At 73.0% G+C, this 26,800-nt stretch carries 21 protein-coding genes; all 21 read right to left on the reverse strand.

Annotated features, from left to right (window positions below; translation table 11 throughout):
• Positions 1-74 precede the first annotated feature (74 nt).
• The gene (locus M1P99_RS02120) at positions 75-536 is read right to left on the reverse strand and encodes a DUF742 domain-containing protein (RefSeq protein WP_304451006.1); all 462 of its coding nucleotides are present in this window, start codon (positions 534-536) and stop codon (positions 75-77) included.
• The gene (locus M1P99_RS02125) at positions 526-3,600 is read right to left on the reverse strand and encodes a nitrate- and nitrite sensing domain-containing protein (RefSeq protein ID WP_304451007.1); all 3,075 of its coding nucleotides are present in this window, start codon (positions 3,598-3,600) and stop codon (positions 526-528) included. The genes M1P99_RS02120 and M1P99_RS02125 overlap by 11 nt, the downstream gene beginning before the upstream one ends.
• Positions 3,601-3,865: 265 nt before the next feature.
• A complete protein-coding gene (locus tag M1P99_RS02130) occupies positions 3,866-4,783 on the reverse strand; it encodes a sirohydrochlorin chelatase (RefSeq protein WP_304451008.1) in 918 nt (305 codons plus the stop codon).
• A 155-nt stretch (positions 4,784-4,938) separates the two neighbouring features.
• Positions 4,939-5,541 carry an ATP/GTP-binding protein gene (locus tag M1P99_RS02135; RefSeq protein WP_304451009.1) on the reverse strand — a complete coding sequence of 201 codons (603 nt, stop codon included), beginning with the start codon at positions 5,539-5,541 and terminating at the stop codon, positions 4,939-4,941.
• Positions 5,522-5,974: a DUF742 domain-containing protein gene (locus M1P99_RS02140; protein ID WP_304455535.1), complete on the reverse strand. Its 453-nt coding sequence runs from the start codon at positions 5,972-5,974 to the stop codon at positions 5,522-5,524. The genes M1P99_RS02135 and M1P99_RS02140 overlap by 20 nt, the downstream gene beginning before the upstream one ends.
• A 38-nt stretch (positions 5,975-6,012) precedes the next feature.
• Entirely contained in the window at positions 6,013-6,447 is a 435-nt protein-coding gene (locus M1P99_RS02145; RefSeq protein WP_304451010.1) for a roadblock/LC7 domain-containing protein, read from the reverse strand.
• A gap of 1 nt (position 6,448) precedes the next feature.
• Positions 6,449-9,076, reverse strand: coding sequence for a nitrate- and nitrite sensing domain-containing protein (locus M1P99_RS02150; RefSeq protein WP_304451011.1), 2,628 nt, complete (start codon positions 9,074-9,076; stop codon positions 6,449-6,451).
• A gap of 29 nt (positions 9,077-9,105) precedes the next feature.
• Positions 9,106-9,372, reverse strand: a complete 267-nt coding sequence (locus M1P99_RS02155) for a hypothetical protein (protein WP_304451012.1) — start codon at positions 9,370-9,372, stop codon at positions 9,106-9,108.
• A gap of 384 nt (positions 9,373-9,756) precedes the next feature.
• Positions 9,757-11,202: an argininosuccinate lyase gene (argH, locus tag M1P99_RS02160; RefSeq protein ID WP_304451013.1), complete on the reverse strand. Its 1,446-nt coding sequence runs from the start codon at positions 11,200-11,202 to the stop codon at positions 9,757-9,759.
• A gap of 90 nt (positions 11,203-11,292) precedes the next feature.
• Positions 11,293-12,495 (reverse strand): argininosuccinate synthase, encoded by a 1,203-nt coding sequence (locus M1P99_RS02165; RefSeq protein WP_304451014.1) that lies wholly within the window; start codon positions 12,493-12,495, stop codon positions 11,293-11,295.
• Positions 12,496-12,559: 64 nt separating this feature from the next.
• A complete protein-coding gene (locus M1P99_RS02170) occupies positions 12,560-13,093 on the reverse strand; it encodes an arginine repressor (protein ID WP_053618953.1) in 534 nt (177 codons plus the stop codon).
• A complete protein-coding gene (gene argF, locus M1P99_RS02175) occupies positions 13,090-14,037 on the reverse strand; it encodes an ornithine carbamoyltransferase (protein WP_304451015.1) in 948 nt (315 codons plus the stop codon). The genes M1P99_RS02170 and argF overlap by 4 nt, the downstream gene beginning before the upstream one ends.
• Complete coding sequence (locus tag M1P99_RS02180; protein ID WP_304451016.1) at positions 14,034-15,242, reverse strand: acetylornithine transaminase; 1,209 nt, start codon at positions 15,240-15,242, stop codon at positions 14,034-14,036. Before M1P99_RS02180 ends, argF begins: the two co-directional genes overlap by 4 nt.
• On the reverse strand, positions 15,239-16,237 hold the full coding sequence (gene argB, locus M1P99_RS02185) for an acetylglutamate kinase (protein WP_304451017.1): 999 nt from the start codon (positions 16,235-16,237) through the stop codon (positions 15,239-15,241). The genes M1P99_RS02180 and argB overlap by 4 nt, the downstream gene beginning before the upstream one ends.
• Entirely contained in the window at positions 16,234-17,022 is a 789-nt protein-coding gene (locus M1P99_RS02190) for a bifunctional ornithine acetyltransferase/N-acetylglutamate synthase (protein ID WP_304451018.1), read from the reverse strand. The genes argB and M1P99_RS02190 overlap by 4 nt, the downstream gene beginning before the upstream one ends.
• Positions 17,023-17,418: 396 nt before the next feature.
• Positions 17,419-18,447 (reverse strand): N-acetyl-gamma-glutamyl-phosphate reductase, encoded by a 1,029-nt coding sequence (argC, locus tag M1P99_RS02195; protein ID WP_304451019.1) that lies wholly within the window; start codon positions 18,445-18,447, stop codon positions 17,419-17,421.
• A gap of 109 nt (positions 18,448-18,556) precedes the next feature.
• Positions 18,557-20,008, reverse strand: a complete 1,452-nt coding sequence (locus tag M1P99_RS02200; RefSeq protein ID WP_304455536.1) for an FAD-binding oxidoreductase — start codon at positions 20,006-20,008, stop codon at positions 18,557-18,559.
• A gap of 172 nt (positions 20,009-20,180) precedes the next feature.
• On the reverse strand, positions 20,181-20,672 hold the full coding sequence (locus M1P99_RS02205; RefSeq protein WP_304451020.1) for a MarR family winged helix-turn-helix transcriptional regulator: 492 nt from the start codon (positions 20,670-20,672) through the stop codon (positions 20,181-20,183).
• 352 nt (positions 20,673-21,024) lie between these two features.
• Positions 21,025-22,272 (reverse strand): aspartate aminotransferase family protein, encoded by a 1,248-nt coding sequence (locus M1P99_RS02210; RefSeq protein WP_304455537.1) that lies wholly within the window; start codon positions 22,270-22,272, stop codon positions 21,025-21,027.
• An 858-nt stretch (positions 22,273-23,130) separates the two neighbouring features.
• Positions 23,131-25,620, reverse strand: a complete 2,490-nt coding sequence (pheT, locus tag M1P99_RS02215; RefSeq protein WP_304451021.1) for a phenylalanine--tRNA ligase subunit beta — start codon at positions 25,618-25,620, stop codon at positions 23,131-23,133.
• Positions 25,620-26,738: a phenylalanine--tRNA ligase subunit alpha gene (gene pheS / locus M1P99_RS02220; protein ID WP_304451022.1), complete on the reverse strand. Its 1,119-nt coding sequence runs from the start codon at positions 26,736-26,738 to the stop codon at positions 25,620-25,622. Before pheS ends, pheT begins: the two co-directional genes overlap by 1 nt.
• Between the last annotated feature and the right edge of the window lie 62 nt (positions 26,739-26,800).

The raw sequence follows: 26,800 nt of genomic DNA on the forward strand, positions 1-26,800 counted from the left end.
CGGCGTCCAGGGGCGGTCGGGGCCGGGCGGTCGGATGCGGGCCCGGCCCCGGCCCCGGCTCGGGGCGCCTGGGATCACAGCGAGCGCAGGCCCACCAGGACCGCGTGCAGGATGTCCTGGCGCTCCAGCGGCCGGGAGGGTCCGCAGCGTTGGAGGGAGCCGTCGGCGATCATCCGGGCGACGATGGTCCTGACCTGGCCCATCGGCAGGCGCACCTCCGCGGCGAGTTCGGCGAGGGTGCGTGCGCGCACGGCGCCCAGCAGGATGGTCTCGCGTTCGGGACGGAGCGCTTCGCGTTCTCCGGGCATCCGGGCGGCGACGACCAGCGTGAGCATGTCCAGGTCGTCCTGTGGCTCGGTCGCGTCCACCGTGGAGCACTCCGCGGCTCCCGCGTCCACGGCGTAGGGGCGCAGGAACCGTTCCGCCTCCTCCTCGCCGGCGTCCGTGGGCGGTTCCGAGTGCCGTGGCGCCACCGTCGGCGGCGGTTCGGGAATCCGGCCCACGACGTGTCGGGCCCGGGCGCCGTCACCCCTCATCGTGCGCCTCCGATGGTGTGTCGGGAGAGAGGACACGGCCGAACCCGTCGGGTGGGGTGGGCCATGCCGTCCCCGGTTCGTCGAGCGGATACCGATGGTCCTGCGCCGGGTCCGTCCGTGCCGGGTCGGAGGAGGAGGTCTGGGGGTCGTGCGGCCACCCGGGGTGCCCGGAGTCGGGCGGTGCGACCGCCGCGTGCCCGTCCGTGGGCGCCGCGGAGGCCTGAGGCACGCGCTTGGGCAGCGGCGCCCGGGGCTCGGCGGAGGGGTCGGGCCGCTGGTGGGGCGCACCGGGTGCCGCGCCTTCGGGCGCGACGGGGCCGTGGTGCGCCGGGGGGACCCGGGGGCCGCTGGAGGACACCGGGGGCGGCCCCTCCCCCGGCCACGCGGTGTGGGCCGGCGCCTCCGGCGGCTGGTGCGCGCCGTGTCCCTTCCACGGCTGGGGCTGGGAGAGCGCGACCAGGGCATCGAGGTCGCTCCGCGGGGCACCGTGTCCGGGGGCGTTCGGTGCCGGCCCGCCCTCACCCCCACCCCATGACCGGCCGGGAAGGGGCCGGTCGCCCGGCCAGGGGGATCGGCCGGGGTCCCCCGGGGGGCCCGAACCGTCCGGCCCGGGCACGACCGGCCACTGTGGTCCGGTCACCGGCACCTGGGGCGCGTCGGCCGCCCCCGGGTGCTCCGGTCCGGGGACAGGGCCGCGCCCCTGGTCCACCGGTCGCTGCGGGCCCGTCACCGGTGTGCCCGGCGGTCCCCCGCCCGGGCGACCGGTGTGCTCCGAACCCCCCGGCACCTCCTCGCCGACCCGGCCCACGTGCGGCAGGGGGCCGGTCGCCGGCAGGGGGCTCTGCGGACCGGTCCTGGACACCGGCTCCGGATGACCACCCGGCGGCCCGAACGCCTCCGGGCCCCCGCGGACGCTCTCAGCGCCCTGCCCCAGGCGCTGCTGCGGACCTGTCACCGGCGTCCCGTCGCCCGGCCGCTCGGCGGGCGCGCCGTGGACGGAGACGTGGGGGCCGCTGGTGGGCCGGGACGCGACGGGCGTCCGCGGTCCGCCGCCCGGTGCCGTGGCGGGGACGGCGACAGGGCTCTCCACGGGTTCGAGCAGGGCCTCCGGAAGGAGCGCCGTGGCCCTGGTCCCGCCGTAGGAGGAGGGCCGCAGCCACACGCGGATGCCGTGCCGCTCGGCCAGCCGGGCCACCACGAACAGTCCCAGGCGCGGGTCCTCCGGCAGCTCCATCACGTCGAACTCCGGCGGCTGGGTGAGCGTGCGCTCGGCGGCCGCGTAGCCGTGCTCCGACATCCCCAGACCGCGGTCCTCCACCTCCACTGTGAGCCCGCCGACCACCGGCGCGCAGCTGACGTCCACCGGAGCGCCCGCCGGGGAGAACTGGGTGGCGTTCTCCACGAGTTCGGCGAGCAGGTGGACGACGTCGGCGACCGCCTGGCCGTGCATGAGGACACGGGGCGCGGAGGTCAGGCGGACTCGGTCGAAGTCCTCGGTCTCGGCGATGGCGGCGCGCAGCACGTCCACGAGGGGGCGCGGCTGGCGCCACCGGCGCACGGACTGGCCACCGCCCAGGATGATGAGGTTGTCGGCGTAGCGCCGCGCCCGGGTGGCCAGGTGATCGAGGCGGAAGAGTCGGCGCAGCGCCTCGGGGTCCTGTTCGTTGTACTCGATCTCGTCGAGCAGGCGCAGCTGTCGCTGGACCAGGTTCTGGTTGCGGAAGGCGATGCCCAGGTAGGCGCGGTTGGCGCCGCGGCGGATCTCCGCCTGGCGCACGGCCGCCTCGACGGCGGTCAGCTGGGCGGAGTCGAACGCCTCCGCGACCTGCCCGATCTCGTCCCTGCCGATGTCGTCGAGCGGGGGCAGCTCCTCCTGGACGTCGACCTTCTGTCCCCGCTGGGCGCGGTCGACGATGTCGGGCAGGTCGTCGTCGCGGTCCAGGATCTGCGAGCGCAGCCGTACGAGGCGGTCGGTCAGCCGGCGCGAGGACCGGCCGACCACGGCGATGGCGGCCACCCCGCCGGCGAGCGTGGCCACCGCGGCGGCCACGCCGAGGGCCACGCGCAGCAGTGCGGCGCTCCAGGCCAGGTCGACCGTGCGCTCGGCCTGGGCCTGGGCGAGCGTGTCCAGACTCCGCACCGAGGAGGCCGAGGACCCGTACCACGCGGCGGCGCCCACGCCGACCTCGGTGTTCCACTCGGCGTCGGGTTCCCCGACGGGCGGCGGGCCCTCCTCGGGGTCGCGCTCGACGATGGGGGGACGGGTGACGACCTGGCGGCTGAGCTCCTCGGCCCGTGACCAGTTCTCCCGGCCGGTCAGCGCCTCGTAGCGCTGTCGGAGCGAGGGGTGCAGGGTCGGGGCGACCGTGGAGAGCGTGGAACGGTAGGAGGCGGTGAGGTAGGTGAAGTGCGCGGTCTCCTCGTAGCTCATCTCCCCGCTGGCGATGACCCCGGCCAGCAGCGCGTCGGCCGTGGCGTAGTCGGCGTGGGCGCCCATGAGTTCGCGGGTCAGGACCGCGTCGGTGAGGTTCTCTCCCCCGTCGGTGGTGTGGACGAGGGCGGTGATGGCCGAGCGGGTGCCGCCGATCAGGTCCCCGTAGCGCAGGAGCGCCTCCGCGCGGTCGACGGCGAGGTCGTCGACCAGGTCCCGCGTCTCGGCCAGGGCGTCGGGCGCGGCGGCGACGACGGCCGCGCTGCGGTCGACCTCGTCGTCCTGGGCGCCGCGCAGCCGTGCGGCCAGGGACACGGCGTCGGCCAGCGCCGCGTCGGTGCTCTCGCGCTGCTCCCGCAGGGCCGGCCCGATCTGCTCGCCGGTGTCCTCCTTCTCGCTCCGGCCCATGTGGACCAGGGTGTCGCGGCGTTCGTCGCGCAGTTCGGTCGCGGCTCGGGAGAAGATCTCCGTGCCCTCGGCGGCGCGCCCGACGTCGCCCATGAGTTGGACCGCCCGCACGGTGCCGACGGACGCCACGACGAGCCAGAGCGCGAGGAAGCACAGGCTCGGAATCAGCACGATACGGGTGAGCTGACCGCGGATCGTGGACGCGTTGTCGCGGTTGGTGCGCATGGTCCCCTCCAGCCTGAGCGGGTACCGGGCGCGTCCTCGGAGGAGGCCCGGAGGCTCGTGGTCGTGTCGAGGCTATCGAAAAAACATTGCCGTACGCTGTCGAACGATCACAAGTAGTTATGCGTCGTTGGAGACGACGCTGACGCACCGTGTGCTAAGCGACATCACACCGCGTCGAACGCGCAGGTCGTACCGGCCACAGCACGAAGGGCCGCCCGTGGAACGGGCGGCCCTCGGTGACGGGGGGAGTCGGCGTGTCGCGTTCTCAGGACTCCGGCCGGTGCCGGGAGCCGACGGGCGCCGGAAGCTCCTCGGCGGTCGGCGGCTGTTCCACGCCGAGCGAGTTCAGGACCTCGGCGTAGCGCAGGGCGGCGATCTTGCCCAGCAGGCTGTCGGCGCCCAGCGGGGCGCCGAGGCGGGCGCCGAACCGTGCGGCCAGGTCCTCCAGCTCGGCGGTGCGCAGCTCCGGGCCCAGCGCACTGGGCGCGATGACCGGCCGCTGGCAGCCGCCCTGCCGCAGCTGGCCCAGGACCTGCTCGACGGCGGCCGGTGTCTCCAGGTCGGCGGGCAGCACGGTCAGACCGAGGCGGGCGGCCAGCAGCACGGCGGACACACCGGCGGCGCCGGCGGCGGCCTCACCGCCGACCGCGCCCACGACGACGCCGTCCGCCATCGTGTTGTTGCGCGCCACCACACTGATCAGGCGCATGCGGTCGGCACGGACGAACCCGGCCTCGGCCAGGCGCAGGTGCAGGACCTCGGCGAGCATCGGGTGCGGTCCCAGGCCCTCGGTGACGCGCACGTCGGCGCCGGCCCGGGAGACGGCCGACTCGATGGCGGCGGACATCGCGGCGTGCGGTGCGGTGACCAGGGGGACGACCACTCCGGCCAGGGGACGGTCGTCGGACCGCTCCAGCCCGGTCAGGGCCTCGTCCAGGGTCTGCTCGTCACCCTCGATGTGGCCGTGGCGGATGGTGACCTCGGGACGGTAGGCCCGCACCAGGTCGGCCATGCGCTCACCGATCGACCCACCGTCGGCGTCCCTGGCCTGTTCGGCCGTGCCCGGGACCGCCATGATCAGTGCGGGCGTCCCGAACCAGTTGTCGAAGGACAGAGGGTTGCGGTGTCGGCCCGAACGCCGCTTGGGCAGTTCACGTGGAGGAAGTCGATCAGAGTTTCGCATACCAGGATTCAGATGAGAGGCGGATGGGGTGCCCAGTTCACAGCTTTGTTCACTGCCGCGACATTGTAGCGTTCAACACCACATTTCCGGGCGCATCCCCCGAACGTATACCCGGGTACGGCCCCGGTGCGGCGGCGGGGCACCGCCCGGACGGGTCACCCCGTCATGGCGGGACTCCGGCTGCGGATCACGTGGGTGACCAGTTCGACCAGCACGTCCCGGCACGAGTCGCGGTCGCGGGCGTCGGCCATCACGACCGGGACCGCGGCGGGGATGTCGAGCGCCTCGCGCACTTCGGCCGCCTCGTAGGGCTCCGAGCCGACGAACCGGTTGACCGCGACGACGAACGGCAGCCCCTGGCGTTCGAAGAAGTCCACCGCGTGGAAGCACGTGTCCAACCGGCGGGTGTCGGCCAGCACGACGGCGCCGAGAGCGCCCGAGGCGAGTTCGTCCCACATGAACCAGAAGCGGTCCTGCCCCGGTGTGCCGAAGAGGTAGAGGACGATGTCGTCGTTGATCGTGATGCGCCCGAAGTCGAGCGCGACGGTGGTGGTGCGCTTGCTCTCCACCCCGCCCAGGTCGTCCACCCCGTAGCTGGCCTCGGTCATCACCTCCTCGGTGCTCAGCGGGGTGATCTCGCTGACCGAGGCCACGAGGGTGGTCTTGCCGGCGCCGAATCCCCCGGCGACGATGATCTTGACGGCCTGGGGGATCGCCTCCTGCGTTCCCGGGCCGGTCTCAGAGTCTGCGGATGCCATCGAGTACCGCCTGAAGTACTTTCTTCTCGGGGAGTCGGGTCACGGGCACGGCCGCCCGCGTGCGTACGTCGCCCTCGGCGACGAGGTCGCCCAGGAGCACTTTGACGACCGTCAGGGGCATGTCGAGTCGTGCGGAGACCTCCGCGACGGAGATCGGCCTGTGGCACAGCCGCAGGATCTCCTTGTACTCGGGTTCCAGGTGGTGCTCCTGCCGGTCCTTGGCGGCCACCACGATCGTGATCATGTCCAGGGACGGGCCCGCGGATCGGGGCCGCGTCCGCCCCCGGGTCAGGGTGTAGGGACGCACGAGGGGCTCGGAGGGCGCGTCCCCCGGCGCCACGCCCGCGGCGGGTCCCTCGGACGTGGGATGGCCCCCGCCGCGGCGCCGGAAGGACGCGGGGCGCCCGCGCGCCGCTCCTCCCGCCGCCTCCACCGCTCCGGCCCAGGCGGTTCCCGGCCGTTCCCAGGGGTTCACGACCCCGCCCCGCCCATGGCGGTGAGGTGGCCGGAGCGGCGTGGTGCGGCCGTGAGGAACTGACCCACGCGCTTGACGCGCAGGTTCATCTCGTAGGCGACCAGGCCCACGTCGGCGTCCTCGGTCGCCAGCACCGCCAGGCAGGCCCCCGTACCCGCGGCGGTGACGAAGAGATAGGAGTGCTCCATCTCCACCACGGTCTGGCGGACCTCGCCTCCGCCGAAGTGGCGGCCGGTCCCCCGGGCCAGGCTCTGGAAGGCCGACGCCACCGCCGACAGGTGCTCGGCGTCCTGGGAGGAAAGTCCTCGCGAACCGCCCAGGAGCAGGCCGTCCGACGACAGGACGATCGCGTGTGCGGCTCCGACGACCCGGTCCACCAGGTCGTCCAGGAGCCAGTCAAGGTTGTCCGCGGCCCCGCTCATTCCCACCATCTCAGTCGCTCTCTCCCCTGCGGTCGTCGGTGCTGACACCGACCTGGTCACTGCTGTGCTCCCGTCCGGTCTCCTCGGCGTCCGCGGCACGCCCCCTCCTGGTGCCCGCGCTGAACGCGTCCATCATGCGGCGCGCGTCCTCGGGGCTCCGCTCGGTGGCGGCCGTCCGCTCGTGTGGGTCCGGGTCGGCCGGTGCCCACGCGGCGTCGTGCTTGAGCTGGGGCGCGAGGCTCGCCTGGCGTCTGCGGCGCGGCAGCCCGGGGCGGTCCGGTCGCGCCCCGACCCTGCCGGGAAGCGTGTGGTCGGGGGTCTCCCGCGAGGTCATGGGGGTGTCGGCGGGGGCTGGGGTGTCCTCGGTGGCGCCGAGTGGGCGGGGGCCGGCGCCCGTGTCGGTGGTCAGGTCGGGGACCTGGCGCAGCAGGGGGCCGGTGCGGCGCTCCGCCGCGGGCCCGTCCCCACCCGGCGCGGGCACCGGGCGCAGCAGGGCGCGCGAACCGCGCGGGGTGTCCTCGGGGGAGAGCACGTCCCGGGCCCGGCGCCCGGGGGACGCCTCACGGGAGTCCCGCTGTTCCAGCAGTTCCTGGCGTGCCAGCGCCGCGATCCGGGGGCGCTCGGTTCCGGGCCCGGGCTGGGCGGCGATCAGCGCGGAGGGGATGAGCACGGCGGCGCGGGTGCCTCCGTAGGGAGAGGGGCGCAGCTGCACCTGGATGTCGTGCTTGGCGGCGAGGCGGGCGACGACGAACAGGCCGAGCTGGGCGTCGGTGCCCGGCACCATGACGTCGAACTCGGGCGCCTCGCTGAGCGTGGTGTTGGCCCTGGCCAGGGCGTCCTCGGCCATGCCCAGGCCGCGGTCCTCGATCTCGACGGCCATGCCCTTGGGCACCGTCTCGGTGACGATGGTGACCTCGGTGTGCGGCGGCGAGTAGGCGGTGGCGTTCTCGACCAGCTCGGCGATCATGTGGATGACGTCGGCGACGACGGCTCCGGACAGGGACAGGTCGGGAACCGACACCAGCCGGACGCGGGCGTACTCCTCGGTCTCGGAGATGGCGCCGCGCAGGATGTCGACGAATGGGATGGGGTGGCGCCAGCGGCGGCCCGGCTGGGCGCCGCCGAGGATGATGAGGTTCTCGGCGTGGCGGCGCCCGCGGGTGGCCAGGTGGTCGAGCTGGAAGAGGCTCTCCAACAGGTCGGGGTCGTCCTCCTCGCGCTCGATGCGGTCCAGGAGCTGGATCTGCCGTTGCACGAGCGACTGGTTGCGGTGCGCGATGCCGAGGAAGACGCGGCTGACACCCGCACGGATGTCGGCCTGCTTGACGGCGGCGCCGACGGCGGTGCGCTGGGCGATGTTGAAGGCGTCGGCGACCTGGCCGACCTCGTCGTCGCCGTGGTCGAGCTGCTTCATCTCGGTGTCGAGGTCGACGCTCTCCCCCGCCTCCAGCCTGCGCACGATGCGCGGCAGGTCGGTGCGGGCGGTGCCCAGGGTGTCGGCGCGCAGCCGCGCCAACCGGTAGGTGAGCCGACCGACCGAGTGCGCGGCCACGCCGTAGGCGACGGTGCCCGCGAAGAGCGAGGTGATGCCGCCGCCGAGCGCGAGCGAGAACATCCAGGTGCTGGCGGAGTCGGTGGCGTCCACGACGGAGGCGGCCCGGTCGGCGGTGATGGCGCTCAGGTCGGAGTTGACGGCGTCGGCCGCCTCGCGCCAGCCGGCGAGCCCGCCGGGCGGCGCGGAGCCGCGCTCCAGTTCACCGGTGACCGGGTCCACGGCCACTTCGGCCTCGTGGCGGGCCAGGGTGGCGGCCATGGCCAGGGCGTCCTGCCAGGGTTCTCCGGCGGCGAGGGTGACGGGTGTGGGGACCTCCGCGGTCGCCTCCGTCGCTCCGGTGTCGGGCTCGCCCGCCGGACCGACCGGTTCGACCTCGGCGGCCGGCGCCGCGTCGCTGGTGTGGACGGTCTCGACGCGGTGGCGGGCGTCGGCGGTCAGCGCGGCGATCTCGGTCTGGTCGGCGCGGGTGAGCGAGTTCCGGGCCAGGACGGAGGCGACGACGGCGTCGGCGTGGCTGAAGCTCTCCTGCGCCCACATCAGGTCGGTGGTGGCGGAGGCCTCGGCGGAGGCGGTCCCGTCGTCGAGGGCGCGCGCCGTCCCGGCGTACAGGCGGATGCCCTGGTGGATCGCGGTGGTGTAGGCCAGCAGGGTGGCCTCGGCGTCCCCGGGGGCGGTGAGGTTGTCGGCGCGCAGTTCCTCGGCGGCCCTGAGGGAGTCGAGGAAGTCCTCGGCCAGCGGGGCGGTGGCGGGATCGTCCTGGTCACCGAGGTCGTCGGCCAGTGACCGCAGGTCGGCGACGGCGAGGTCGGTACTCCTGCCCGCCTCGGCCAGCGCGTCGCGACGGTCGCCGGAGGGGGCCGCCAGGTACGCGACGCCGACCCGGCGCTCCTCCTGGAGCAGCGTCAGCAGCTCGGCGAGCTCGATCCCCGCCCGGCCCTCGCTCAGGGCGGCGCGCAGTGAGACGGCCTGGGCCAGCGTGGCCGCGCTGATGACGACGAACAGCACCAGGAAGGTGATGCTGGGGATCAGCACGATCCGGTTGAGCTGGGCCCTGATGCCGCGGTTTCCCGCCGGCTGCCTCATCAGTTCGTTGGGCGTGCGAACCCCGGCCGTCAGACCGGAGCGGAAACGCCCGTCTCCTTCCCCGTGGTGTACGCGTAACCGTCCGGGCGCTGGAGCAGGCGACCGCGCCCGTGGCCGATCCCGGCCCGCCCGGCGTCGGCGGTGGTGTCGGCACCGCCCCCGGCCCTGACGAGCACCCGTCCGGTGTGGGAGCCCTTCCGCTTCCGCTGGGGGTGGTCCGACGACGCGGATTCCAGAGCAGGCCGCTGAGGAAGCCCGGCCCGCTGGGTCTTCGGTCCTGTACGCAACGTAGCCATCAAGGTCACCTCCTTCCAGATGATGACTGGATCTGGTAACGGCGTCCCCGGACACATGGGCTGAAGGCCCGGCCCTTCAGAACCGGGATCCCGTTACAGGAGAGGCCGCGTAGTGCCCGCAGTTTCTGGACGCTATCGCACTCCCAGCACGGGCGCGGGGGGATTGGCGAAATGAGGGCGCGCCCGCCGTGGACATGCCCGACATGCACGTAGGGGCAGGCGCGGGGCACGCGTTCGGGGGCCTTCCGCACACGAGGGGCGCGAACACCACAGGCGCGCACCCGAGGTGGGTGCGCGCCTGTGCGGCGGTCCGGTCACGAGCCGGGCTGAGGCGTGCGGACGCCCGCGCCGGGGCGCGGCATCCACCGGACACGTGCTCCCGTGTTATCCGAACGCCTTGCGGTACTCGGCGGCACCCGCGCGCAGCCGTTCCAGCTGTTCGGCCACGCGGACCGGCGCGGTGCCGCCCCGGCCGGACCGGGAGGCCAGGGAGCCCTCGACGGTGAGGACCTCGCGCACGGCCGGGGTCAGGTGCGGGGAGATGGCCGCGAAGTCCTCGTCGGTCAGGTCGGGCAGGTCGATGCCTCGCTCCTCGCACACCCGCACGCACGTGCCGGCGATCTCGTGCGCGTCCCGGAAGGGCACGCGCTCGCGGACCAGCCATTCGGCGATGTCGGTGGCCAGGGAGAAGCCCTGCGGCGCCAGTTCGGCCATGCGGTCGGTGTGGAAGGTCAGGGTCGCGACCATCCCAGTCATCGCGGGCAGCAGCAGGTGGAGGGTGTCGACGGCGTCGAACACCGGTTCCTTGTCCTCCTGCAGGTCGCGGTTGTAGGCGAGCGGGAGTCCCTTGAGTGTGCTCAGAAGGCCGGTGAGGTCGCCGATCAGGCGGCCCGCCTTGCCGCGCGCGAGTTCGGCGACGTCGGGGTTCTTCTTCTGGGGCATGATCGACGAGCCCGTCGAGAAGGCGTCGTCGAGGGTGACGAAGGAGAACTCCTTGGTCGCCCAGAGGATGACCTCCTCCGACAGCCGGGACAGGTCGACTCCGATCATCGCGGTGACGAACGAGAACTCGGCGACGACGTCGCGGGCCGCGGTGCCGTCGATGGAGTTGTCGACCGACTCGGGGAAGCCGAGCTCGGCGGCGACCGCGCGCGGGTCCAGGCCCAGCGAGGACCCGGCCAGCGCGCCCGAACCGTAGGCGGACACCGCGGCCCGCCGGTCCCAGTCGAGCAGGCGCTCGACGTCGCGCATGATCGGCCAGGCGTGCGCCATGAGCTGGTGCGCGAGCAGCACCGGCTGGGCGTGCTGGAGGTGGGTGCGGCCGGGCATGGCGGCCCCGGGGTGCGCCGCGGCCTGGTCGGCGAGCGCGCCGACCAGGTCCAGGAGCTGGTCGGCGATGGCGCGGGCCTCCTCTCGCAGGTACATCCGCACCAGGGTGGCGATCTGGTCGTTGCGCGAGCGCCCGGCGCGCAGGCGCCCGCCCAGGTCGGCACCGACGCGCTCGATGAAGCCGCGCTCCAGCGCGGTGTGCACGTCCTCGTCCTCCAGGACGGGGGTGAAGGCTCCCGAGGCGACGTCGGCCTCCAGGCGGTCCAGGCCCTCGATCATGCCGTCGAGCTCGTCGGCGGTGAGCAGCCCCGCCCGGTGCAGGGCCCTGGCGTGGGCGCGCGAGCCGGCGATGTCGTGCCGGGCGAGCCGCCAGTCGAAGTGCGTGCTCAGCGAGAGTCGGGCCAGCGCCTGGTCGGGGCCGCCCTCGAAGCGGCCGCCCCACAGGCGCAGGGCCTGGGGCCGGCCCTCGCCTGGCTGGTCGTTGCCGGGCCGGTCGGCCATGGTGGTTCTCCTTCGGTGCAGCGGGATGGTGGACGAGGGGGGTGGCGGGTGGCGCGGTCGGGCCGCGCCACCCGGGGCGCGGTGGCGCCGCTACCTGGCGGTGCGCCGATCGCGTCGGCCGGCGATCCTGCCCGGCATGGCGAACACGTCGATGAACCCGCGGGCGGCGCTCTGGTCGTAGGTGTCGCCGGTGTCGTAGGTGGCCAGGTCGAAGTCGTAGAGCGCGCTCTCGCTGCGGCGGCCGGTGACGACGGCGCGGCCGCCGTGCAGGACCATGCGGATGTCGCCGCTCACGTGCCGGTTGGCCTCGGTGACGAAGCCCTGGAGCGCGTCCTTGAGCGGGGAGAACCACAGGCCGTCGTAGACGAGTTCGCCCCAGCGCTGGTCGACGCCGCGCTTGAAGCGGGCCAGCTCGCGCTCGACGGTGACGTTCTCCAGTTCCTGGTGGGCGGTGATGAGGGCGATGGCGCCGGGCGCCTCGTAGACCTCACGGCTCTTGATGCCGACCAGGCGGTCCTCGACCATGTCGATGCGGCCCACGCCCTGGGCGCCGGCGCGGCGGTTCATCTCCTCGATGAGCTGCAGCGGGGTGAGTTCACGGCCGTCGATGCCGGTGGGCACGCCGTCGGCGAAGGTGATGACGAGTTCGTCGGGCTCGCGTGAGTCGGCCGGGTCCCGGGTGTAGTCGTAGACGTCCTCGATGGGGCCGTTCCAGATGTCCTCCAGGAACCCCGTCTCGACGGCGCGCCCGAAGAGGTTCTGGTCGATGGAGTAGGGCGACTTCTTGCTGACGTCGATGGGCAGGCCCTTGTCCTCGGCGAAGGCGATGGCCCTGTCCCGGGTCATGCCGGAGTCGCGGACCGGGGCCAGGACCCTGAGCTCGGGGAAGAGGGCGGCGAGCCCGGCCTCGAAGCGGACCTGGTCGTTGCCCTTGCCCGTGCAGCCGTGGGCGACGTGCGTGGCGCCGTGGTAGCGGGCGGCGTCGGCCAGATGCTTGACGATGAGCGGACGCGAGAGCGCCGAGACCAGGGGGTAGCGGTCCATGTAGAGGGCGTTGGCCTGGATGGCGGGGACGCAGTACTCGGCGGCGAACTCGTCACGGGCGTCGGCGACGACGGCCTCCACGGCCCCGCAGTCCAGTGCGCGGCGGCGGACGGCGTCGAGGTCCTCCCCGCCCTGCCCGCAGTCGATGGCCACGGCGACGACCTCGGCCCCGGTCTCCTCCGCGATCCAGCCGATGGCGACGGAGGTGTCGAGCCCTCCGGAGTAGGCGAGTACGACGCGCTCGGACATGGTGTTCCCCCTGGGCTGTACGTGTGGGCGTGGTGCCGGCCGCCCCGCGGCGGCGCGCGCTCCCCTACGGCCTGCGGTCGGCCAGGCGCAGCAGCGCGGCGGCCAGCTCGTCGCCGCCCTGGGGATCGCGGGCGATCACCATGATGGTGTCGTCGCCCGCGATGGTGCCCAGGATGGCGTGGAAGTCGGTGTGGTCGATGGCCGAGGCCAGGTACTGGGCCGCACCGGGCGGGGTGCGGACGATGACCATATTGGCGGAGGCCTCGGCCGAGACCAGCAGATCCTCGGCCAGCCGGGTGAGTCGCGCCCCGGAGACCTGTTCCAGGTCCAGGCTGTCGGGGCGGGTGCGCTGCAGCCGTTCACCGCCCTCCCCCGGCAGGACGTAGGCCAGGTGGCCCTCGGCGGTCCGGAGCTTGACCGCGCCGAGTTCGTCCAGGTCCCGGGACAGGGTGGCCTGGGTGACCTGGACGCCGGCCTCGGCCAGGCGCTTGGCCAGCTCGCCCTGGGACCGCACGTCCTCGCGGGTGAGGACGTCGCTGATCCTGGCGTGTCTGGCCGCCTTGGTCATCGGCGCCGTTCCACCGCTCTCACTCATCATCGTCGCCCTGCCCCGGGGTCGTCACTGGTCTCGAGCAGGAAGGCGAGCAGGGCCTTCTGCGCGTGGCGGCGGTTCTCCGCCTCGTCCCAGACCACGCTCCGGGGGCCGTCGATGACGCCGGCGCTGATCTCCTTGCCGCGGTAGGCGGGCAGGCAGTGCAGGACGATCGCCTCGGTGCGGGCGGCGCCCAGGAGCGCCTCGTCGATGATGTAGGGGCGGAAGGGCGCCTCGCGGTCCGCCGCCTCGTCCTCCTGGCCCATCGAGACCCAGGTGTCGGTGGCCAGGACGTCCGCGCCGTCGGCGGCCTCGCGGGGGTCGGTGGTGACGCCGACCGAACCACCGGTCCGCTCGGCGATCGCGGCCGCGCGGGCGAGCACGTCGGGGTCGGGATGGTAGCCCTCGGGCGCGCCGACGCGCACGTGCAGTCCGGCGGTGGCGCCGCCGAGCAGGTAGGAGTGGGCCATGTTGTTGGCGCCGTCGCCGAGGTAGGCGAGCGTGAGCCCGGCCAGTGCGCCCTTGTGTTCGCGGACCGTCTGCAGGTCGGCGAGGATCTGGCAGGGGTGGAAGGCGTCGGTGAGCGAGTTGACCACGGGCACGGAGATGTGGTCGGCCAGGGTCCGGATGTCGCTCTGGGCGAAGGTGCGCCAGACCACGGCGGCGACCTGGCGCTCCAGGACTCGGGCGGTGTCGGCCAGGGGTTCGCCCCGGCCCATCTGGGTGCTGGAGGAGTCCAGGACCAGGGGGGCGCCGCCGAGGTCGGTCACGCCCACGCTGAAGGACAGGCGGGTGCGGGTGGAGGGCTTGTCGAAGATCAGGGCGACGGTGCGGGGCCCGGCCAGGGGCCGCCGGCCGAAGGGGTCCTTCTTCATGGCGTCCGCGAGGTCGAGCACCCTGGCCTGTTCGGCGGGGGTGAGGTCGTCGTCGCGCAGGCAGTGCCGGGTCATGACGTGCTCTCCTTGCTCGCGGCGGCCTCCGCGGCGTCCAGGATGGTCGGCAGGGCTTCGATGAACACACCGATCTGCTCGGGTGTGATGACCAGGGGCGGAGCGAGCCGGACGGCGTCGGGGGCCACCGCGTTGACGAGGAAGCCGCGGACGGCGGCCTGCTCCTGGACGTGCGCGGCGTGGGGCCCGGTCAGGACCAGGGCGCGCCACAGGCCGACGCCGCGCTGGCCCGCCAGGAGGGAGTGGTCGATGCCCTCGATCTGTTCGGCGAGCAGGTCGCCCATGACGGAGGTGTGGGCGAGCAGGCCCTCCTCCTCGATGGTGTCGATGACGGCCAGTGCGGCGGCGCAGGCGACCGGGTTGCCGCCGAACGTGGAGCCGTGGTCGCCCTTGTGGAAGGCGTCGGCGTAGCGCCCGAACCCGACGGTGGCGCCGATGGGCAGACCGCCGCCGAGGCCCTTGGCGAGGGTGAGGACGTCGGGACGCACACCCTCGGTCTGGTGGGCGAACCAGTGGCCGGTGCGGCCGATGCCGCTCTGGATCTCGTCCAGAACGAAGGCGGCGTCGGCCTCGTCGCAGATCCGGCGGACCTGCGCGAGGTAGCCGTCGTCAGCGGTCACGACGCCGGCCTCACCCTGGACGGGCTCGGTGAACACGGCGACGCAGTGCTCGTCGACGGCCTCGGCGAGGGCGTCCGCGTCTCCATGGGGGACGAAGCGCACGTCCATCCCGAAGGGCCCGAAGGGCTCGCGGATGGCGTCCTTGCCGGTCAGGGCGAGGGCGCCGGAGGTGCGGCCGTGGAAGCCGTGGGTGGCGGCGACGAAGTAGTGCCGACCGGGCCCGGCGGCGCGCTTGACCAGTTTGAGGGCGGCCTCGTTGGCCTCGGTGCCGGAGTTGCCGAAGAACACCTTGGCGTCGCCGCCCAGGAGGCCGATCAGGCGTTCGGCGAGCTGGATCTCGCGCTCGTGCACGAAGAGGTTGCTGGTGTGGGCCAGGGTGGCGGCCTGGTGGGCGATCGCCTTGACCAGCGCGGGGTGTCCGTGTCCGAGGCTGGACACGGCGATCCCGGCGATGAGGTCGAGGTACTGGCGGCCGTCGGCGTCGTAGACCTCGCAGCCGCGGCCCAGGGTCAGGGCCACGGGCGGGACGCCGTAGTTGGGCATGAGCGCGGCGGCGAAGCGCTCGCGCAGGTCGCTACTGGTCACTGGGAGCCTCCGGTGGGTGTGTCGGTGCGGTGGTCGGTGGCGCGCCAGGGGCGCGGGTAGTGGCCGTTGCCGGCGAGCAGGGCCGCCTCCAGTTCCTCGTCGGCGACCATGGTGCCGACGCCGCGGTCGGTGAAGACCTCCAGGAGCAGGGAGTGCGGCACGCGGCCGTCGATGATGTGGGCCTGGGGAACCCCGCCCTCGACGGCGGCCAGACAGGCCTCCATCTTGGGCACCATGCCCGCCGAGAGCGAGGGCAGCAGGCCGCGCAGCTCCTCGACGTTGAGGCGGCTGATGAGCTCGGTGTTGGCCGGGTAGTCGGCGAACAGGCCCTCGACGTCGGTGAGCATGATGAGCTTGCTGGCGCCCAGGGCGACGGCCAGCGCGGCGGCCGCGGTGTCGGCGTTGACGTTGTACACGCCGCCGTCGTCGGCGCGGGCGACGCTGGAGACGACGGGGATGCGGCCGTCGGCGATGAGCGCGGCGACGGCGCCGGGGCTGACCTCGGTGACCTCGCCGACGCGTCCGATGTCCAGGTCCTCACCGTCGACGGTGACGGACTTGCGCTCGGCGTACAGGAGGTTGGCGTCCTCGCCGGACATGCCGACCGCGAACGGCCCGTGCTGGTTGACCAGGCCGACGATCTCCCGGTTGACCTGCCCCGTCAGGACCATACGGACGATGTCCATGGCCTCGTCGGTGGTCACCCGCAGACCGGCGGTGAAGGTGGACTCCACTCCGGCGCGGTCGAGCTGGGCGCTGATCTGGGGGCCGCCGCCGTGCACGACGACGGGGCGCAGGCCCGCGTAGTGCAAGAAGACGATGGACTCGGCGAAGCGGACCCGCAGCTCCTCGCTGATCATGGCATTGCCGCCGTACTTGACCACGACGGTGCGGCCGTGGAAGCGGGACAGCCAGGGCAGCGCCTCGATGAGGTTGGCGGCCTTGTCGATGGCCTGGGCCTGGTCTTCTGAGGGTGTGTCGGAGCGCGCGATCATGGGCCTTCCGCGGGGTCATGGGAGTGTGCTGGGGTCGAGGGGTCGGCGGCGATCTGGGCCGCCAGGTCGGCGCACACGTCGGTCAGCAGTGCGGCGAACCCCTCCTCGTCGGGGACCGTGCCGGCGGCTCCGCTGGCCATGAGCAGCACCGTGTCGTTGGTGGCGCCCAGCGGCGCGAAGGCCTTGGCGACGGCCGGAGCCAGCAGGCGCTCGCACTGCGGCCCGGTGAGGTCGGCGTCGGTGGTCAGGACGGCCAGGACGCTGGAGACCGAGGGGTCGGGGCCCTTGGCCATGGCCCCGATCGTGTAGCCGTCGCCGCGCCGGAAGACGATCTTGGCGACGGTGTCGGTGGTGCGCAGGGCGTCGGCGGCGGCCAGTCCCCCGCCCCGGGAGGCCTCGGCGACGGCCTCGGCCGTGCCCCGGCGCAGGGAGTCCAGGGGTGGGCGCGTCCCGGGGTCTCCGCAGGCGCACACGACGATCTCCGCGGCGGAGTCGTCGAGCTCGCCGGCCGCGTGCTCGGCTTGGGCGTGGACGTCCTGGAAGCCGAGCGGGCCGGCGCCGGCGTTGGCTCCGCCGGAGGCCAGGACGGCGGCGCGCACGCGGTGACCCGAGGCGACCTGGCGCGACCACAGGACCGGGGCGGCGGAGTCGTCGGGGGTGAACACCGCGGCGGCGGCCCGGGAGGGTCCGTCGTTGATGACGACGGCGACGTCCCGGGCCCGGCCGTCCCTGGTACCCGCGGCGACGCCCGCGGCTCTGAAGCCGCGGGGAGCGGTGACACTCACGGTGATGCCTTTCTGTGTTCGGGGCGCTTCACGCCGGGGCCTTCGTCGTCGCTTCTGCAGGCACCGGCGCGCCCCTCACACCTGTGCTTTCTTTGGGCCTCCGCTCGTGCCCGCGCCGTCGCCCGCCACCACCCTCAACGGACGCCTGCGGCGCAGTCCTTCCTGCTCTGGCCCGACCAACCCCCCTGTGGTCGGGGTGGGTTGGACGGCCACCCTTACCCCCCTCGGGTTCAGCCGTGCCGTCTTGTGCGGCGTCGACCCCCCTGTGGTGGCGGAGGGCGAAGCCGGTGGGGCCGGACAGACCCCCTGCGGTGCCGGAGAGGGGAACCACATGCCTCTGTTCCCCAGGGGTCACGGCTGGGTGGAACCGTTCGCGGGAGCGCCGTGGTCCGGGGATCAGGGGGCGACGGCGGCGAGCGGGAGGCCGGTCTCCTCGGGCAGGCCGAGGGCGATGTTGGTGCTCTGCACGGCGCCGCCGGCGGTGCCCTTGGTGAGGTTGTCCAGGGCGGCGACGACGACCATGCGTCCGGCGTCGGCGTCCACGGTGACCTGGAGGAGGGTGGTGTTGGCGGCCAGCGTCATGGCGGTGCTGGGCCAGGTGCCCTCGGGCAGCAGGCGGGTGAAGGTCTCGTCGGCGTAGGTGGTCTCGTAGGCGGCGCGGACCTGGGCGGCGGTGACGCCGGGTTTGAGGGGGGCGGTGCAGGTGGCGAGGATGCCGCGCGGCAGGGGCGCCAGGACCGGGGTGAAGGACAGCTTGACCGGCTCGCCTGTGACGGAGGTGAGGTTCTGCACGATCTCGGGGTTGTGCCGGTGGGTGCCGCCGACGCCGTAGGGGCTCAGGGCACCCATGATCTCGCTGCCGATGAGGTTGGGCTTGGGTGCCTTGCCCGCGCCGGAGGTGCCGGTGACGGCGACGACGGTCAGGTCCGGCTCGACGAGCTGCTCGGCCAGGCCGGGGAAGAGCGCGAGGGTGGCGACGGTGACGTGGCAGCCGGGGACGGCGACGCGTCGGGCCCCGGCGAGTCGGTCGCGCTGGCCGGGGAGTTCGGGCAGACCATAGGGCCAGGTGCCGGCGTGGGGCGTACCGTAGAACCGTTCCCAGGCGGAGGCGTCGTTGAGCCGGAAGTCGGCTCCGCAGTCCACGACGAGGACGTCGTCGCCGAGCTGCTGGGCGATGTCGGCGGACTGGCCGTGCGGGAGGGCGAGGTAGACGACGTCGTGGCCGCGCAGTTCCTCGACGGTGGTGGGGGCCAGGACGCGGTCGGCGAGCGGCAGCAGGTGCGGCTGGTGCTGGATCAGCGGGGTGCCGGCGTTGCTTCCGGCGGTGAGGGTGCCGATCTCGATCTCGGGGTGGCCGAGCAGCAGACGGAGCAGCTCGCCTCCCGCGTAGCCGCTTGCTCCGGCGATCGCCGCGCTGTATCCCATGGTGCCGCTCCCCCTCCTGAATCCTGACTGGACTATCATGCATGCCTCTGCAAGTTTATGCAACCAGGATGGCGTGCACCCCGCCGAGGCGGGATGTGTGGGGGTGCGGTCAGCGGCCCGCGATGCGCGTGGCCAGACCGGCGAAGCGGGAGGTGTGGGCCTTGTCCTCCGACGTCTTGGACTCGCGGCGGTCGGCGGTGCGGTACAGGCCGTAGATCATCTGGGTGCCCACCCAGCGCAGGGGCTCGGGCTCCCAGCCGCGGGCCTGGTGGCCCACCCAGGGCAGGCGGGTCAGTTCGGTCTCACGTCCCAGCACCAGGTCGCACAGGGTGCGCCCGGCCAGGTTGCTCGTGGCCACGCCGCTGCCGACGTAGCCGCCGGCCCAGCCCACACCGGATCCGGCGTCCAGGTGCACGCTGGGGCACCAGTCGCGCGGCACCCCCAGGACACCGGACCAGGCGTGTTCGACCGGGACCTCCGAGGCGTCGGGGAACAGCCGGACGAGGGCCTGCCACAGCTCCACGATCGCCTGGGGCTGGGTGGCGCCGTCGTCGTCCTGGGCCGAGCCGAAGCGGTAGGGCACACCGCGCCCGCCGATGGCGATGCGGCCGTCGGCGGTGCGCTGGGCGTAGACGTAGGAGTGCGCGGAGTCGCCCAGGACCTCGCGGCCCTCCCAGCCGATCTTCTCCCAGAGGTCGTCGGAGAGCGGCTCGGTGGCGATCATGGAGGAGTTCATCGGCAGCACCTCGCGCTTGTGGCCGCGCAGGGTCGAGGTGAAGCCCTCGGTCGCGCGGATCACGTGCTCGGCGCGCACGGTGCCGTGGTCGGTGACGACCGCGGGGGAAGCGGTGCCCTCGCGGGGCCGGATCTCCTGGACCGCGGTGCCCTCGAAGAGGTCCACTCCGAGCCCTTCCACGACCCGGGCCAGACCTGTGACGAGCTTGGCGGGGTGCACGCGAGCGGCGTGCGGCGAATAGGCGGCGGCCACGGCGCCCGCGACGGACAGGCGGGGTTCGTGGTCGGGCTCCAGCAGGTGGATGTCGTCGGGCCAGTAGCCCCACTCCTGCAGGTACTCGATCTCCTCGGCCAGGCGAGCGCGCTGGGCCGCGTTGGTGGCGACCAGACGCATGCCGCCCCGCACGATGTCGGCATCGATGCCCTCGTCGCGGGCGACGGTCGCGACCTCGTCGACGGTGTTCATCATCGCGCGCTGCAGGGCGATCATCGACGACTTGCCGTGTGACTGGGCGTAGCGCTCGCGGGAGCCCGCGAACTCGGCCGAGAGCCACCCTCCGTTACGACCCGAGGCGCCGAAACCGGCGAACTCACGTTCGAGGATCGCGACGCGCAGATCGGGCTGGGCCTTCTTCAGGTAGTAGGCGGTCCACAGGCCGGAGTAACCGGCTCCGACCACGCACACGTCGTACTCGGCGTCGCCCGGGAGGGGGTCGCGGCGCTCGGGCGCTCCGATGTCGCGGAACCAGAAGGAGACACCGCCGTTGGCGAAGCGCGTGGACCGGGGGATCGGCCTCAGCTGCGCGGCAGTGCTGAACAGTCTCATCATTCCCCCCGGAACCTCGGTGCCCCCGCGGTCCACCCCGCATGGGACGCGCGAACTCCCGCCAACTTACACGGGAACGGCGGTGTGTGTGGTCCTGTCCACGCTTTCGGACGGGGCCCGCGCGGAGGAAAGAGGCATTTCGGCTACGGAGGGTCGCCAACTGCGGACGGACTCAATCGCACGCACTGTCACGCAGCGTACGGGCGGTGGCGGCGAGCCGTCGAACTCCCTCGACCCCGAGCGGGCCCTGGACGTGCTCGCGCAACCGGTCGACGTGCTTGGCGCGCACCTCGCGGATGAAGGCCAGACCCGGCTCGGTCAGGACCGCGTACACCACGCGCCGGTCCTCGGCGCAGTTGGATCGCTCCAGGTAGCCCTCGCGTTCGAGGCGGTCGGCGAGCTTGGTGAACCCGCCGGTGCTCAGACTGACCTCGCGGGCGAGCCGACTCATGGGCAGCCGGTGACCGGGCGTGCGCTGCAGGCGGATGAGGACCTCGAACCAGGGTCCCGCCATATCCCTGCCATCGGGCGTGATCCCGCCCAACAGCTTGGGCTGGAGCGCGCTCATCGCCTCGTGGACCAGGCCCCAGGCCGTGATGAGGTCGTCGTCGCTGAGCTCGACCGCCTCCGTGCCCGCTCCTGGCTCGTCGTGCTGCATGGTCATGGCCGCCCCCGTCGCCCGGCGGATACCTCCCGGCACCTCACCCATCCGAAGAATCTTCCCAGCAAACATTACTCGATGGCGGGGAAGCGGGGCCATGGACAAACGTCACATCGTTCCAACGGTGGTCGGCCTCCCTCCGCCACCCTCCGCGGTTCCGGGCCGAGCGCACAGGCTGATCGTCCGAACGGTCCTGGGGGTCGCCGGGCCCGCGGGGGACGACGCCGGTCCGCAGAAGCCCGTCACACGGGCGCGCCCGAGCCCTGCCGTCTCGGGGCCCCGGTGGAGCGGAACGCTGTCTCTTCTTCGGGCCGGGTCCGGCCACGCCCCCGGCATGGCCGGCCCCGACCCGTCCTCAGAACCTGACGGCCGCCGCTCCGTGGCGGGCGGCGACGGCGTCCAGTGCCGCCGCGAGTGTGGAGACCAAGTGGTCGATCTGCTCCCAGGTGATGATCAGCGGCGGCGAGACCAGCATGGCCCGGGGCACGGGGCGCAGGATGACGCCGCGGGCGCGCGCCTCGGCGAACACCTCCGCCGTGGTGATCCCCAGGTCGTCCAGCGCCTCGTCGGTGAGTTCCACGGCTCCCATGACGCCCATCCCGGAACGCACCTCGGCCACCAGCGGGTGGTCGGCCAGCGTGCGCAGGGCCGCGTCCAGGTGGCGCTCGACCTCCAGCGACACCGTGAACAGGTCCTCGCGCTCCAGGATGTCGAGGTTGGCCATCGCCGCGGCGCAGCCCGCCGGGTGTCCGGCGTAGGTCGTCCCGTGCATGAACGGGTTGCCCGCCTGGTTCCAGAACGGGTCGGCCACCCGACCGCTGACCACGACACCGCCCAGCGGCAGGTACCCGCTGGAGACGCCCTTGGCGAAGACGATCATGTCCGGGCTGACACCGAAGCGCTCGATGCCGAACCAGTTGCCCATGCGCGCGAAGCCGCAGATGACACTGTCCACGATGAACAGCACACCGTACTTCTCGCAGATCCGGGCGACCTCGGTGAAGTAGCCGTCCTCGGGGAGGAAGACGCCGCCGGCCCCGATCACCGGTTCGGCGAAGTACGCCGCGACCCGCTCCGGTCCGACCCGTAGGATCTCGGCCTCCAGCGCGGCCGCGGAGTCGTGCGGGACGACGGAGGTGTCCTCGACGAGCTTGCCGTAGCCGGTCCGGAAGCGCTCCATGCCGATGATGCTCGTGCCGAAGCCGTTCAGCCCGTGGTACCCGCCGGTGCGGCTGATCAGGTGGGTGCGCTCGGGACGGCCCAGTACGTTCCAGTACCGCCGCGCCAGCTTGGCTGCGGTGTCGATGGACTCCCCTCCCCCGCAGGTGAGGATCACCCGGGGGTCGACGACCGGTGCGTGCGAGGCCAGCCGCTCGCTCAGGTCCCTGGCCGGGGCGTTGGAGAAGTCCCCGTAGACGGTGTAGGCGTCAAGGGTGGTCATCTGGCGGTAGACCGCGTCCGCGATCTCCCGGCGACCGTGTCCCACATTGCAGTACCAGAGACTGGCGGTGCCGTCCAGGTAGCGGTCGCCGGACTCGTCCCACAGCCATACACCCTCGCCTCTGGCGACGACGAACTCAGGGCCCCGGGCCACGGCGTTCATATCGCAGAACGTGTGCCACAGGCGGTTGGGCTCCCGGTGGTCCCTGGGAGCGAGCGCGGACGAGACAACCGTTTCGGTCATATGGCGACCTCCGAGCCGTGTCTTGCGCAGCAGCGCAGCGGAAAACTCAGGTTGCCTGCCTCTGCACCGGGCGCCCAGTCCTCAGCAGGTGATTGCAGGCTAAGCTCACGAGCACCTCCTCAGCAAGAGCCAAAACGACCCTTCATGCCCCGAAACCCAAACTTCATGCCGACTACCCTCCGTGAAGCACCGCAAAACCCCGTCTACGCAGCAAGAACGCGCTGAAAAATAGTTGGGGAACCCAGGTCATAGATCGGACCTTTGACGTCTGAGAGGGGGTCGGAGGGCCACCCGTAGCATGTTCTTCACACATGACGGCGGGGCCGGTCCCCACACCTGGAGAACCGGCCCCGCCGTGGGCTCGGGCGCCTTGAGCACGGGAACCTTCGGGCCACTCCGGCGTGAACGCTCGTGCCTCACGCTCCCACCTACGGACCCTCCAGAACCCCGTCGGCGCCCTCGCTGTACCTCTCTGGATCTCCGCTGCGCTTCGGTCCGTGCGCCTTGAGCACGGGAACCTTCGGGCCACTCCGGCGTGAACGCTCGTGCCTCACGCTCCCACCTATGGACCCTCCAGAACCCCGTCGGTGCCCTCGCTGTACCTCTCTGGACCTCCGCTGCGCTTCGGTCCGTGCGCCTTGAGCACGGGAACCTTCGGGCCACTCCGGCGAGAACGCTCGTTCCTCACGCTCCCACCTATGGACCCTCCAGAACCCCGTCGGTGCCCTCGCTGTACCTCTCTGGACCTCCGCTGCGCTTCGGTCCGTGCGCCGTGTGTCAGCCGCGCAGGGTCGCCCCGGTGCGCTCGGCCGCCAGCGCGACGGCCGCGTCGCGCGCCGCGCCCGCCTCCTCGGCGGTCAGCGTCCGGTCCCCGGCCCGGAACCGCAGGGTGAAGGCGGCCGACTTGCGGCCCTCCCCGACCTGCTCGCCCGTGTAGACGTCGAACAGCCGCACGCTCTCCAGCAGCTCACCCGCACCCTCGGCCAGTGCGTCGCCGACCGCTCCCACCGGCACCGACTCGTCCACGACCAGGGCCACGTCCTGCGTCGCCACCGGGTAGGTGGAGACCGTCGGAGCGGTGTCGCCGCCCCGCGCGCGCTCGATCCGGTCGATCTCGACCTCCATGGCGCAGGTCCGCTCGGGCAGCCCGAACGCCTTCACGGTGCGCGGGTGCAGTTCGCCCGCGTGGCCGACGAGCAGGCGCTCACCGTCCACGCGCACGTACAGCGCGGCGCACCGGCCCGGGTGCCAGGGCGCGTGCCGGTCGGCCTCGACCTCCAGCTCGACCCCGGCGGTCCGGGCGATCTCCCGGGCGGCCTGGACCGCGTCGGCCCAGGTGGCCGGGCGGCCCGGACCCCACCAGCCCGCGCGCTCGGCGCTCCCGGCCAGCACGGCGCCGACACGGCGCGGCTGGTCGGGGACGGCGGCGTCGATCTGGCGGAGCTCCTCGGCGCTGGGTCCGCGGTCGACGGGCAGCAGAGGGGCGCGGGTGGCGCCCGGCTTGGGGCGGTAGACCAGACCCATCTCGAACAGGGCGACGTCGGTGAACCCCCGGCCCACGTTGCGGGCCAGGGCCTTGAACAGGCCGGGCAGCAGTGTGGTCCGCAGCAGCGGCTCCTGCTCGTTGAGCGGGTTGGCCAGGCGCAGGCTCGTCCTGCGGGCGTCGTCGTCCTCCAGCTGGAGCCCGTCGAGGTCGGCCTCGCTCACGAACGGGTAGCTGAGCACCTCGTTGTACCCGGTGTCGGCCAGGACCCGGCCGAGGGTGCGGCGCAGCCGCTGGCTCCGGGTCAGGCCGCGCCCGGCGGGGGCCCGGGGCGGGATCGAGGGGATGTTCTCGTAGCCCTCGAACCGGATGACCTCCTCCGCGAGGTCGTTGGGGTCGGTGAGGTCGGGACGCCAGGTGGGCGGGGTGACCGCCAACTCCTCCCCCTGGGCCTCGACGGCGCAGCCGATCCGTTCCAGCCATGTGCGCGCGGTGCCCTCGGGGTAGTCCACGCCCGCCACGTCGCCCGGGTGGGAGGCGCGCAGGGTGATGGGCCCGCGGGGCGCGGACTCGTCGATGTGGGTGTAGGCGTCCTCCACGTGCGCCCCGCCCAGCTCGGCGAGCAGCCGGACCGCGCGCGTGGCGGCCGCCGCCTGCACGGCGGAGTCGATACCGCGTTCGAAGCGGCGGGAGGACTCCGAGGACAGCTGGTGGCGGCGCGAGGCGCGGGCGATGTGCATGGCCTCGAAGTGCGCGGCCTCGATCAGCACCGAGGTGCTGGTCAGGGAGATCTCCGTGGTCAGTCCGCCCATGACGCCGGCGATGTTGACCGGCCCGCTCTCGTCCGCGATGACGATGTCGTCGGTGTCCAGGACGCGCTGGACGTGGTCGAGGGTCTCCAGCTTCTCCCCCTGGGCGGCGGGGCGCACCCGCAGGCCGCCCTTGAGCCGGTCGCGGTCCCAGGCGTGCAGCGGCTGGCCGAGTTCGAGCATCACGTAGTTGGTGACGTCGACGGCCAGGGAGATGGGACGCACACCGCTGTGGGCGAGGCGGCGCTTCATCCACAGGGGGGAGGGCGCGTCGGGATCGAACCCGCTGACGCCGCGCAGGACGTAGCCGTCGCACACGGCGGGGTCGACGGTGGCGGGGTGGCCCTCGCCGGCGGGCGCGGCGACCGCGATCCCCGCGGGGTCGTGGAAGGCGACCCCGTACAGGGCCGCGGTGTCGCGTGCCACACCGCGCATCGACAGTGCGTAGCCCCGGTCGGGGGTGACGGCGATGTCCAGCACGTCCTCGCGCAGGCCCAGCGGGCCGATGGCGTCCTCGCCGACCGCGCCGAAGCCCTCGGGCAGGACCACGATGCCCGCGTGGTCCTCCCACAGGCCCAGTTCGGTGGCGGAGCAGATCATGCCCGCCGACATCCGGCCGTAGGTCTTGCGGGCGCCGATGCTGAATCCGCCGGGGAGCACGCCGCCGGGCAGGACCACGACGACCAGGTCGCCCTCGGAGAAGTTGCGGGCACCGCAGACGATCTCCTGGGGCTCACCGGTGCCGTTGGCCTCCGCGACGTCCACCTTGCAGTAGCGGATGGGCTTCTTGAAGCCTTCGAGCTCCTCGATCTCCAGCACGCGGCCGAAGACGAGGGGTCCGGTCAGGTCGGCGCCGAGCTCGTCGACGGTCTCGACCTCCAGACCGGCCAGGGTCAGCTTCGCGGCCAGGTCGCGGGCGGTGACGTCGGCCGGAAGGTCGACGTACTCCCGGAGCCAGGTCAGGGGGACGCGCATCAGTTCTCACTCCCGAACGCCGAGGTGAAGCGGATGTCGCCCTCGACCATGTCGTGCATGTCGCGCACGCCGTGCGCGAACATCAGTGTCCGTTCGATTCCCAGGCCGAAGGCCCAGCCGCTGTAGACGTCGGGGTCGACCCCGGCGGCGGTGAGCACACGCGGGTTGACCACGCCGCAGCCGCCGATCTCGATCCAGCCCTCGCTGGAGCAGGTGCGGCACGGCGCGTCGGGGTCGCCCACGGACGCGCCCCGGCACACGAAGCACTCCATGTCCACCTCGGCGGACGGCTCCGTGAAGGGGAAGTAGGAGGCGCGGAAGCGCGTCCGCAGGCCCTCGCCGAACATGCCCCCGACGAAGGCGTCGATGGCCCCGCGCAGGTGCGCCAGAGTGATGCCCTTGTCCACGACCAGCCCTTCGAGCTGGTGGAAGACCGGGCTGTGCGTGGCGTCGAGCTCGTCGGTGCGGAACGTCTTGCCCGGCGCGACCACGTACACGGGCAGTTCTCGGGTGAGCAGCGAGCGCACCTGGACCGGCGAGGTGTGCGTGCGCATGACCAGTCCGGTCTCGCCGCCGTCGGGGCTCTCCACGAAGAACGTGTCCTGCATGGTGCGGGCCGGGTGGTCGGGCAGGAAGTTGAGGGCGTCGAAGTTGAACCACTCCGCCTCGATCTCCGGCCCTTCGGAGATCTCGAAGCCCATGCCGACGAAGATGTCGGCCATGCGCTCGGCCACGGTCGTCAGCGGGTGGCGCGCGCCGCGCGGCGCCCGGTCCCAGGGCAGGGTGACGTCGACCCGCTCCTCCACCAGGACGCGCTCGTCGCGTTCGGCCTCCAGGACGGCCTGGCGGGCCTTGAGGGCCTGGCCGACGTCGCGGCGGGCCCCGCCCACGCGCTTGCCCGCGTCGGCCTTGGCGGCCGGGGGCAGGGCGCCGATCTCCCGGTTGGCCAGGGCCAGCGGAGAGCGGTCGGAGGCGTGCGCGAGCCGGACCTCCTTGAGTTCGGCGAGGTCGGCCGCGGCCTCGATGGCGGCCAGGGCCTCCTCGCGCATACGGGCGACCTCGTCGGGGTGCAGGGGGGTCACCTCGACCGGATCGAAGGAATTGTTCGGTGCAGACATGGTTGGTTGCCTCGCCGCCGCACCCCGCGGGGGTGGACGGCAGTCACGGTCCGCACGGGGCG

This window comes from Nocardiopsis sp. YSL2, assembly GCF_030555055.1.
Classification (GTDB): domain Bacteria; phylum Actinomycetota; class Actinomycetes; order Streptosporangiales; family Streptosporangiaceae; genus Nocardiopsis.

What these genes read in the sequence shown, in the direction of transcription:
- M1P99_RS02120 (WP_304451006.1), bottom strand. Translation starts at nt 536, where the DNA reads ATGAGGGGTGACGGCGCCCGGGCCCGACACGTCGTGGGCCGGATTCCC.
- M1P99_RS02125 (WP_304451007.1), bottom strand. Translation starts at nt 3,600, where the DNA reads ATGCGCACCAACCGCGACAACGCGTCCACGATCCGCGGTCAGCTCACC.
- M1P99_RS02130 (WP_304451008.1), bottom strand. Translation starts at nt 4,783, where the DNA reads ATGCGAAACTCTGATCGACTTCCTCCACGTGAACTGCCCAAGCGGCGT.
- M1P99_RS02135 (WP_304451009.1), bottom strand. Translation starts at nt 5,541, where the DNA reads ATGGCATCCGCAGACTCTGAGACCGGCCCGGGAACGCAGGAGGCGATC.
- M1P99_RS02145 (WP_304451010.1), bottom strand. Translation starts at nt 6,447, where the DNA reads ATGGTGGGAATGAGCGGGGCCGCGGACAACCTTGACTGGCTCCTGGAC.
- M1P99_RS02150 (WP_304451011.1), bottom strand. Translation starts at nt 9,076, where the DNA reads ATGAGGCAGCCGGCGGGAAACCGCGGCATCAGGGCCCAGCTCAACCGG.
- M1P99_RS02155 (WP_304451012.1), bottom strand. Translation starts at nt 9,372, where the DNA reads ATGGCTACGTTGCGTACAGGACCGAAGACCCAGCGGGCCGGGCTTCCT.
- argH (WP_304451013.1), bottom strand. Translation starts at nt 11,202, where the DNA reads ATGGCCGACCGGCCCGGCAACGACCAGCCAGGCGAGGGCCGGCCCCAG.
- M1P99_RS02165 (WP_304451014.1), bottom strand. Translation starts at nt 12,495, where the DNA reads ATGTCCGAGCGCGTCGTACTCGCCTACTCCGGAGGGCTCGACACCTCC.
- M1P99_RS02170 (WP_053618953.1), bottom strand. Translation starts at nt 13,093, where the DNA reads ATGATGAGTGAGAGCGGTGGAACGGCGCCGATGACCAAGGCGGCCAGA.
- argF (WP_304451015.1), bottom strand. Translation starts at nt 14,037, where the DNA reads ATGACCCGGCACTGCCTGCGCGACGACGACCTCACCCCCGCCGAACAG.
- argB (WP_304451017.1), bottom strand. Translation starts at nt 16,237, where the DNA reads ATGATCGCGCGCTCCGACACACCCTCAGAAGACCAGGCCCAGGCCATC.
- argC (WP_304451019.1), bottom strand. Translation starts at nt 18,447, where the DNA reads ATGGGATACAGCGCGGCGATCGCCGGAGCAAGCGGCTACGCGGGAGGC.
- M1P99_RS02200 (WP_304455536.1), bottom strand. Translation starts at nt 20,008, where the DNA reads ATGAGACTGTTCAGCACTGCCGCGCAGCTGAGGCCGATCCCCCGGTCC.
- M1P99_RS02205 (WP_304451020.1), bottom strand. Translation starts at nt 20,672, where the DNA reads ATGACCATGCAGCACGACGAGCCAGGAGCGGGCACGGAGGCGGTCGAG.
- M1P99_RS02210 (WP_304455537.1), bottom strand. Translation starts at nt 22,272, where the DNA reads ATGAACGCCGTGGCCCGGGGCCCTGAGTTCGTCGTCGCCAGAGGCGAG.
- pheT (WP_304451021.1), bottom strand. Translation starts at nt 25,620, where the DNA reads ATGCGCGTCCCCCTGACCTGGCTCCGGGAGTACGTCGACCTTCCGGCC.
- pheS (WP_304451022.1), bottom strand. Translation starts at nt 26,738, where the DNA reads ATGTCTGCACCGAACAATTCCTTCGATCCGGTCGAGGTGACCCCCCTG.